Annotated in this window: 5 protein-coding genes; all 5 read left to right on the forward strand. The window is 57.6% G+C overall.

The window, feature by feature from the left end:
• Nucleotides 1-64 precede the first annotated feature (64 nt).
• The 5 genes from AC2FLM_RS06145 to AC2FLM_RS06165 are packed head-to-tail and all read left to right on the forward strand — an operon-like array spanning nt 65 to nt 7859.
• A complete protein-coding gene (locus tag AC2FLM_RS06145; RefSeq protein ID WP_424973464.1) occupies nt 65-268 on the forward strand; it encodes a type II toxin-antitoxin system Phd/YefM family antitoxin in 204 nt (67 codons plus the stop codon).
• Nucleotides 265-2379 carry a class I SAM-dependent DNA methyltransferase gene (locus tag AC2FLM_RS06150; protein ID WP_496856556.1) on the forward strand — a complete coding sequence of 705 codons (2115 nt, stop codon included), beginning with the start codon at nt 265-267 and terminating at the stop codon, nt 2377-2379. The genes AC2FLM_RS06145 and AC2FLM_RS06150 overlap by 4 nt, the downstream gene beginning before the upstream one ends.
• Nucleotides 2376-3605 carry a restriction endonuclease subunit S gene (locus AC2FLM_RS06155; protein WP_496856558.1) on the forward strand — a complete coding sequence of 410 codons (1230 nt, stop codon included), beginning with the start codon at nt 2376-2378 and terminating at the stop codon, nt 3603-3605. The genes AC2FLM_RS06150 and AC2FLM_RS06155 overlap by 4 nt, the downstream gene beginning before the upstream one ends.
• Nucleotides 3602-4396, forward strand: coding sequence for a hypothetical protein (locus AC2FLM_RS06160; protein WP_496856560.1), 795 nt, complete (start codon nt 3602-3604; stop codon nt 4394-4396). Before AC2FLM_RS06155 ends, AC2FLM_RS06160 begins: the two co-directional genes overlap by 4 nt.
• Nucleotides 4397-4433: 37 nt before the next feature.
• A complete protein-coding gene (locus AC2FLM_RS06165) occupies nt 4434-7859 on the forward strand; it encodes a type I restriction endonuclease subunit R (protein WP_496856562.1) in 3426 nt (1141 codons plus the stop codon).
• The last annotated feature ends 157 nt before the right edge of the window (nt 7860-8016 follow it).

An 8016-nucleotide genomic window follows, 5' to 3' on the forward strand; every position in this document is an offset into this window, starting at 1 on the left:
CAAGCGCCGACTTGTGTTTTTAGCCAAATTGGCCAAAATGCGCCGGACACAAGCGGAGAGCCAGATGCAGATCTTGACTGCGAAGGACGCGAAGTACGGTTTTGGGAAGTTGATTGATCTCGCCCGAGCTGAGCCAGTCGCAGTAGCCAAGCACGGTCGCACTGTCGTCGTCGTGATGTCAGTCGAAGAGTACGAGCGGTTGAAAGCGCTGGATGAAGCTACCGTCACTTCAAAGCGCCATAGCGTAGGAAAGAACACAAGCGAATGATTGCAGACCACCTGACCGGAATTGAGCAGTTCGGTGCAGACCTTTGGAAGATGGCGGATGATCTGCGGGCCAACTCCGGGCTGGCATCCAACGAGTATTTCATGCCCATCATGGGGCTCCTTTTTCTGCGGCAGGCCACGAACCGCTACTACGCAGCTCTCGACTCAATCGAAGCCGACAAAGCCGCAGGAAAAATGCCAGATAGGCCCCTGGTCGATGCCGACTTCAGGCGTCGCCGCGCGATGATGTTGCCTGAAGCGGCCCGCTACGATGTGATCCTCGACATGCCTAAGGACGGTGAGCTCGGCGGGGCGCTGACTGCAGCCATGGAGGCCGTGGAAGAACACTTCCCGCCGCTTGCGGGTCAACTTCCCAAGGACTACGAGCGCTTCGACGACGATCTTCTTGAAAGCATGATGCGCAAGTTTGACACCGAGGCATTGCGCAATGCCTCGGGCGACGTGTTTGGCCGAATCTACGAGTATTTCCTCGCTGAATTTTCCAAGCAGGGCGCCCACGACAACGGAGAGTTCTTCACACCGCCTTCAATCGTTCAGACCATCGTTAACGTCATCGAACCCGACCACGGTATCGTTTTCGACCCGGCCTGCGGCTCGGGAGGCATGTTCGTGCAGTCCAGCCACTTCATCGAGGAAGAAGGCCAAGACACGATGAAACGCGTGACCTTCTACGGTCACGAGAAGAACGAGACGACCGCTAAGCTCGCCCAGACCAACCTTGCTGTTCACGGGCTTCAGGGCACCATCCGGGCCGGGAACGAGGCCATCACCTATTACAAGGATCCGCACGAACTTGTCGGCAAGTGCGACTTTGTGATGGCCAATCCACCGTTCAACGTGGACGAGGTCGACGCCGACAAGGTGAAAGGCGACGCGCGTCTGCCCTTCGGTCTGCCCGGCGTGAACAAGGGCAAGAAGATCTCCAACGCCAACTACCTGTGGATGTCCTATTTCTACAGCTACCTGAACGACAGCGGCCGTGCCGGCGTCGTTATGTCGTCCCAGGCATCCAGCGCGGGCCGGGATGAGGCGAAGGTGCGCCAGAAGCTGGTCGAGACCGGCGCTGTCGACGTCATGATCGATATCCGCGGCAACTTCTTCTACACCCGCACCGTGCCGTGCCAGCTCTGGTTTTTTGACAGGGCGAAGGAACGCGATCCAGAACGCGCCGATCACGTCCTGATGCTTGACGCGCGTAATATCTATCGGAAAGTCTCGCGCGCCATTTTCGACTTCTCGCCCGAGCAGCAGAAGAACATCGCGGCAATCATCTGGCTCTATCGCGGACAGTCCGACCGATACCTCGAACTCGTCACAAATTACCTTGCTGAGGCCATCGCGCATGGACAGGCTACGGCCGAACCGCTGAGTGGGTTTACAGACGCGCTCGCCAAACTGATCGACCACATGGCCCCGTTTGCCAAAGAGGCGCGCGATCCGGACCCGCTGGCGGAGACGTGGGCGGAACTGACCGCCGTGCAGGCGACGCTTAAGGACGACATCGCAGGCTTCGCGGCAGAAGTAGCCGGCCGGGCGAGTTCTTGGGCCGAAAGCGCAAATGGAGAGGGCCGCGACAACGCCACGCTCCATGCGGCCCGCAAAGGGTTGCATGACATGGCAGAGCGCTGCCGGGATCTGACCAAACAGATCGACCTGGCGGCGAAGCTGGCAGGGCGCGCTGTCGATGTGGCAACGAAAGAACTGGAGGCGAAAGACTCAGAGCTTTGGGTCAATGTGGAGGTCAACAAGGCGCGTAAGGCGCTGGAAAGCATCCGTGCCGACGCGGTGGAGGCGCTGCGAGGCTCACGGTACTTCGTCAAGCAAGCCGACTGGCTACAGGAGCGGTTCCCGGACGCGGTCTTGGCTGATGTCGAAGGGCTGGTGAAGTTGGTGGATCGGGCCGAAATCGCAGAACATGACTGGAGCCTGACGCCCGGCCGTTATGTCGGCGTGGCGCCCGAGGAGGTGGACGAGGACTTCGACTTTGAGGAGGCGCTGCGGTCCATCCACATCGACCTGACCGGGCTAAACGACGAGGCAGCGAAACTGGCAGCACGGATCGCTCGGAACCTCGAGGGGTTGGGAGTTTGACGGATTCCGCAATTTCACTCGGTGAAGCAGTGCGCGATGACGGCGGTGTCCTTCAGACTGGCCCGTTCGGATCTCAGTTGAAGCAGGCCGAGTATTCAGATGATGGCGTGCCAGTCATTATGCCAAAAGATATTCGCAACGGTGCGGTCGTATTCGAAACCGTGGCAAGGGTACCCGAAGCGACAGCTGATCGCTTGATGCGGCACCGCATCGCAGAAAATGGGATCGTCCTCCCTCGGCGCGGCGAAGTCACCAAGCGCGCCTTCATCGGCACAGAGGAAGCTGGTTGGCTTTGCGGCACGGGATGCCTGAAGATCGAGACAAAGGGTAAGCGCATCTGGCCCAAGTATCTCTACTACTACATGGGCACGCCGGCTTCCGTCGATTGGCTTGAGAAGAACGCCGTAGGTTCGACAATGCTAAACCTTAGCACGGAGATTGTCTCACGTTTCCCAATAAGGCTGCCTTTGATAGAGGAGCAAAAGCGGATCGCCGACATCCTCTCCGCCTACGACGACCTGATCGAGACCAATCAGCGGCGGATTGCTCTGTTGGAGGAGGCAGCGCAACTTCTCTATCGCGAATGGTTCGTCCATTTCCGCTTCCCCGGGCATGAACACGTGAAGATCACAGACGGTGTGCCAGAAGGCTGGGAGCGGCTGCCGGCGTCCGAAGCCTTCGAGGTCAACCCTAAGACGCCCCGCGATGACGAAGGCATCATTCGATACGTGCCGATGGCGGCTCTGTCCGAGACCGGCATGGTGATCGGCCGTGGCCCAATTGAGAAGCGGGAGAAGTCAACCAGCGTCCGTTTCCGAAATGGCGATACGCTGCTGGCGCGGATTACACCCTGTCTTGAGAATGGCAAGACTGGCTACGTCCAGATGCTCCAAGATGGCGAGATCGCCTGCGGCTCGACGGAGTTCATCGTTCTGAGGCAACGCCGTGTCAGCAGCTACTATGTCTATCTGACCGCCCGCCAGCACGACTTCCGCGAAAACGCCATTCGAAGCATGATTGGGTCGTCCGGAAGGCAGCGGGTCCAGCCCAGCTGCTTTGACCGATACTCCGTCGCCGTTCCGCCTGCCATGTTGGCTAAGCTGTTCGACGAAGCTGTCGGCGATATGTTCGATCAGATCGGCAATCTCGACCAACAGAACCAGAAACTCTCCCAAGCCCGCGACCTCCTCCTGCCGCGGCTGATGAACGGGGAGATTGCGGTGTGACCATTGAGTGGGAAGCTGATGAACTTAGAGGCTTTGAGAAGTTCCGGCTCAGCCGAAAAGATCACGCGCTATTCTTCATTGAGAATGAGCGCGATTTCGAAGCGCAGCTATATGCCATAAAGGCCGCGTTGTCTCGGAACAAGGAGGCAGAGAAAAAGGCCGTCGAAAATATCGAGCACATGCGGAGCCAAATTGATCTTCTTGACCCGGAAGATCACCGCAACGCAGATCATCTAAACGACCATCTCACGGACATGTTCCATGAAAGCGTCTACTCCGACGCCGCACACTCGATGTCCGCAGTCGGTATGCTGGCCCCATTCATCGAGTCGCTTTTCGTCGCAATCTTCGAGGCTATTCGAAAGGTAGAGGAACCCACGGACGAAGTGGACCCACGGCAAAATGCTTTTCGTGATTTGTATTGGAACCCTCAACTCGTCATCAAGAAGGGTGAATTCGGTAATGACCTCATTCGGGGCATCCAGGAGTTGGCAAGGTTTTCTGGATTGGAACTGTTTCTACCGGACGGATATGAAAAGACGCTGACGGCGTTGTTCGCATATAGAAACAACATGTTTCACAATGGCTTCGAATGGCCAGCCGACAAAGTCGAAAAGTTCCAAAACAGGGTAAAGAACAAGCATTGGCCAGAAAATTGGTTCCATCACTCATCCAAAAATGATGTCCCTTGGATCTATTACATGAGCGAGGATTTCATTCAGCACTGCCTGAAGTTGATTGACGAGGTTCTTGATGGCGTTGGAGAGTATTTAGAGAAGCGCAAAGCGTAGCAGACTGAGCTTGGTCTGATTTTTTGAGAGGGTTTCCATGGCTGTCACCGGCATCAACAGCGAAGACCGGTTGGTCCAGACGACTTTCGCCGAGCACCTGGAAACAGAGCTGGGCTGGGACAGCGTATATGCCTGGAACCAAGAGACCTTCGGGCCGGACGGCACGCTTGGGCGGAAGGATACGACCGAGGCCGTTCTGGTCCGTGACCTTCGTGCGGCGCTGCACCGTCTCAACCCAGATTTGCCCGCTCCGGCAATCGAGGACGCAATCCGAAGCCTTACCGTCTATGACGTCAGTCGGTCGATGATTCAGCACAACCGCGATATCTATCGCATGTTGCGTGGCGGCGTACCGGTGACCTATCGCGACTCGAAAGGACGACAGAAATCCGCCCGTGCCAAGGTGATCGACTTCGACAATGCAACCGGTGCCAACCGCTTCCTTGCTGTGCGCGAATTGAAACTGACCGGCTTGCGGACGCCCAACTACAACCGCCGCGCCGATCTGGTCTGCTTCGTCAACGGACTGCCGCTGGTCTTTATTGAACTGAAGGCCGTCTACAAGAACATCCGAGCCGGATTTGACGGCAACCTGCGCGACTATATGGACGAAAACGTCATCGCACACGCCTTCCATCACAACGCCTTCCTCATTGTCTCGAACGGTGATGGCGCCCGATATGGTTCGATTACAAGCACTTGGGAGCATTTCAACGAGTGGAAACGGCTAGATGAGGCGGACGAAGGCAGCGTGGCTGCGGAGCGGCTGTTGAACGGCATGCTCGCGCATGATCGATTGCTTGATTTGGTCGAAAACTTCATCTTATTCGACGAAAGCAAGGCAGGTACGACACGAAAGGTCGTTGCCAGAAATCACCAAGTTCTGGGCGTGAACCGTGCGGTGGCCTCCGTCGCTAGGCAAGAGGCGATCAAGGCCGAGATTCCGCCTGATGAACGCCTGCGCCACCGCGTGGTGGAGTTGCCGCTGGAACGAAAAACGCCAGCCAAGCGCAAAAAGGGTGATCAGGCGCTGCTAGAAGCGGAACCTTCACTTCCGTCCTTCATTCCCGAAGGTCCCGTCGACATTATCGAAAGGGCGCATCCCGATCTAGGTCGTCTGGGCGTATTCTGGCACACGCAGGGCAGTGGCAAGTCCTACTCGATGGCGTTCTTTGCCGAAAAGGTGCGGCGCAAGGTTCCGGGCAATTTCACCTTCCTGCTGATGACCGACCGGAATGATCTCGACAGCCAGATCTACAAGACCTTCGTCGGCTGCGGCATTGCCGGGAACGATACCCCGCGCGCGGCCTCCGGCGATGATCTGGAACGGATCCTGAAGGAGAACAACCAGTACGTCTTCAGCCTGATCCACAAGTTCAACAAGGACGTGGACCCGAAAAAGCCCTACAGCGAGCGCGACGACATCATCGTGATCTCGGACGAGGCGCACCGCACGCAAGCGGGGCGGCTCGCCCGTAATATGCGCCTGGCGCTGCCAAACGCTGCCTTCATCGGCTTTACTGGTACGCCCCTGTTCAAACAGGACCAAATCACCAAGCGCATCTTCGGCGAATACGTCTCGCGCTACGACTTCAAGCGGTCCGAGGAGGACGGGGCCACCGTCAAGCTGGTCTACGAGAACCGAGGCGAGAAGCTGGGTGTCGCCAAGACGGATCTGAACGACCGGATCGCCGAGAAGATCGAGGAGGCGGAACTCGACCCGGATCAGGCGGCGCTCCTCGATAAGCTGCTCGGGAAGGACTACGAGGTCATCACCGCCGACGAGCGGCTCGACAAGATCGCAGCCGATTTCGTGGATCACTGCGCAACAAGGTGGGAATCCGGAAAATCCCTGTTTGTTTGCATCGACAAGATCACCTGCGCCCGGATGCACCAGATGATCGTCCCGCGATGGAGGGCGAAAGCCGCAGAAGTCAGGGCGGCGGCCGATGCCAAGAAATCCCAGGCGGATACCACGGCCGACAAAAGCATGCGCGCTGTCCTCGAGGAGGAAGCGCAAGAATTGGATGCGCAGGCAACGTGGCTCGAGGAAACCATAGTCGAGATCATTATCAGCGAAGCGCAGAACGAGGTCGCGGACTTCAAGAAGTGGGGATTCGACATCATCCCGCACCGTGCCCTGATGAAGCAGGGCTTCGATACTGGGAATGCCGAGCGCATCGATGTCGAGACGGCCTTCAAGAACCCCAAGCACCCGTTCCGCGTCGCAATCGTCTGTGCGATGTGGCTGACCGGCTTCGACGTGGAAAGTCTGTCGACGCTCTATATCGACAAGCCGATGAAGGCGCACACGCTGATGCAGGCTATAGCGCGTGCGAACAGGGTGTATCCTGGCAAGGACTTCGGCCTGATTGTCGACTACAATGGGATGCTCGCCAGCCTGCGAGCCGCGCTGGCTCAGTACGCGCTGGGCGATGATGGCACAGGCGGAGAAGAGATCATCGCCCCCATCGAAGAGAGGGTGCAGGCCCTGCTTGAAGCTATCGAGGCGACCGAGGCGCATTTGCGCGGCATCGGACTCGATCCAAGTGTGCTACTCGGTTCGAAGGGCTTTGTGCGCATCAAGGGTTTGAAGGACGCCGTGGAAGCCGTTTATTCGACGGACGAGGCCAAGCGGCGCTTCGAGATTCTCGCACGGCAGGTGTTCATCCGCTTCAAGGCGCTGCTGATGGAGCCCAGCGCTTGGGCATACGCCGAACGACACGACAATATTGAGGCAATCTACAAAAAACTGACCGAGCGGCGCGACACGGCTGACGTTACCGAGCTGCTGAAGGAGTTGCACCGGATCGTCAACGAGGCCATCCGGACGCAGGCGCCAGGAGACGACCAAGCCGAGGGACTTACCTTCGACCTCAGTCAGATCGACCTTGAGAAGCTACGCGATGAATTCGCAAAGAAGGTCAGACGCAAAGCGACCGCGCTTCAGGACATCCGAGAAATCGTTGAACAGAAACTTGCCGAGATGCTGGCGCGCAATCCCGCAAGGATGGATTATCAGGTGAAGTACGAGGCAATCATCGCCGATTACAATCGGGAGAAAGACCGAACCACCATCGAGGAGACCTTCCGCCGACTGGTCGAGCTCGTGAACAGTCTGGACGAGGAACAGAAGCGCGCAACGAAGGAGGGGCTTGGTGAGGATGAGCTCGCGCTCTTCGACCTGCTGCTCAAGGATAACCTGGACAAGACGTCCCGTGAGCGGGTGAAGCAGGCAAGCCGTGACCTCCTGGCTTCCATAAAGACGCGCTTGGCTGAACTCGATCGCTTCTGGGAGAAGGAACAGACCAAGGCAGACGTCGAGGTCTTCATCTTGGACGAGGTCTTTGCAAGTCTACCGTCACCGCCGTTCACGCCCGATGAAAAGAAAGCACTTGCGGCAAGCGTCTACGCCCATGTGTGGCAACAGGCCGTGAATGGTGGCTTCGCGCAGGCGGCATAGGCTCGTTCGCTGATAGTTCGATCCAGGTTCCGGCAGCTTGGCGAACAGTACTGCAAACTGTGCGCAGTATTGGTGCAATCTAGAGCGTGTCGCCCCTGATCGGATTCAGGATTCCCATGATGCTTGCCTTGTGATTCCATGTCTTTGAAGCAGATAT

Source organism: Ruegeria sp. SAZD011 (genome assembly GCF_059612545.1).

What these genes read in the sequence shown, in the direction of transcription:
- AC2FLM_RS06150 (WP_496856556.1), top strand. Translation starts at nt 265, where the DNA reads ATGATTGCAGACCACCTGACCGGAATTGAGCAGTTCGGTGCAGACCTT.
- AC2FLM_RS06165 (WP_496856562.1), top strand. Translation starts at nt 4,434, where the DNA reads ATGGCTGTCACCGGCATCAACAGCGAAGACCGGTTGGTCCAGACGACT.
- AC2FLM_RS06145 (WP_424973464.1), top strand. Translation starts at nt 65, where the DNA reads ATGCAGATCTTGACTGCGAAGGACGCGAAGTACGGTTTTGGGAAGTTG.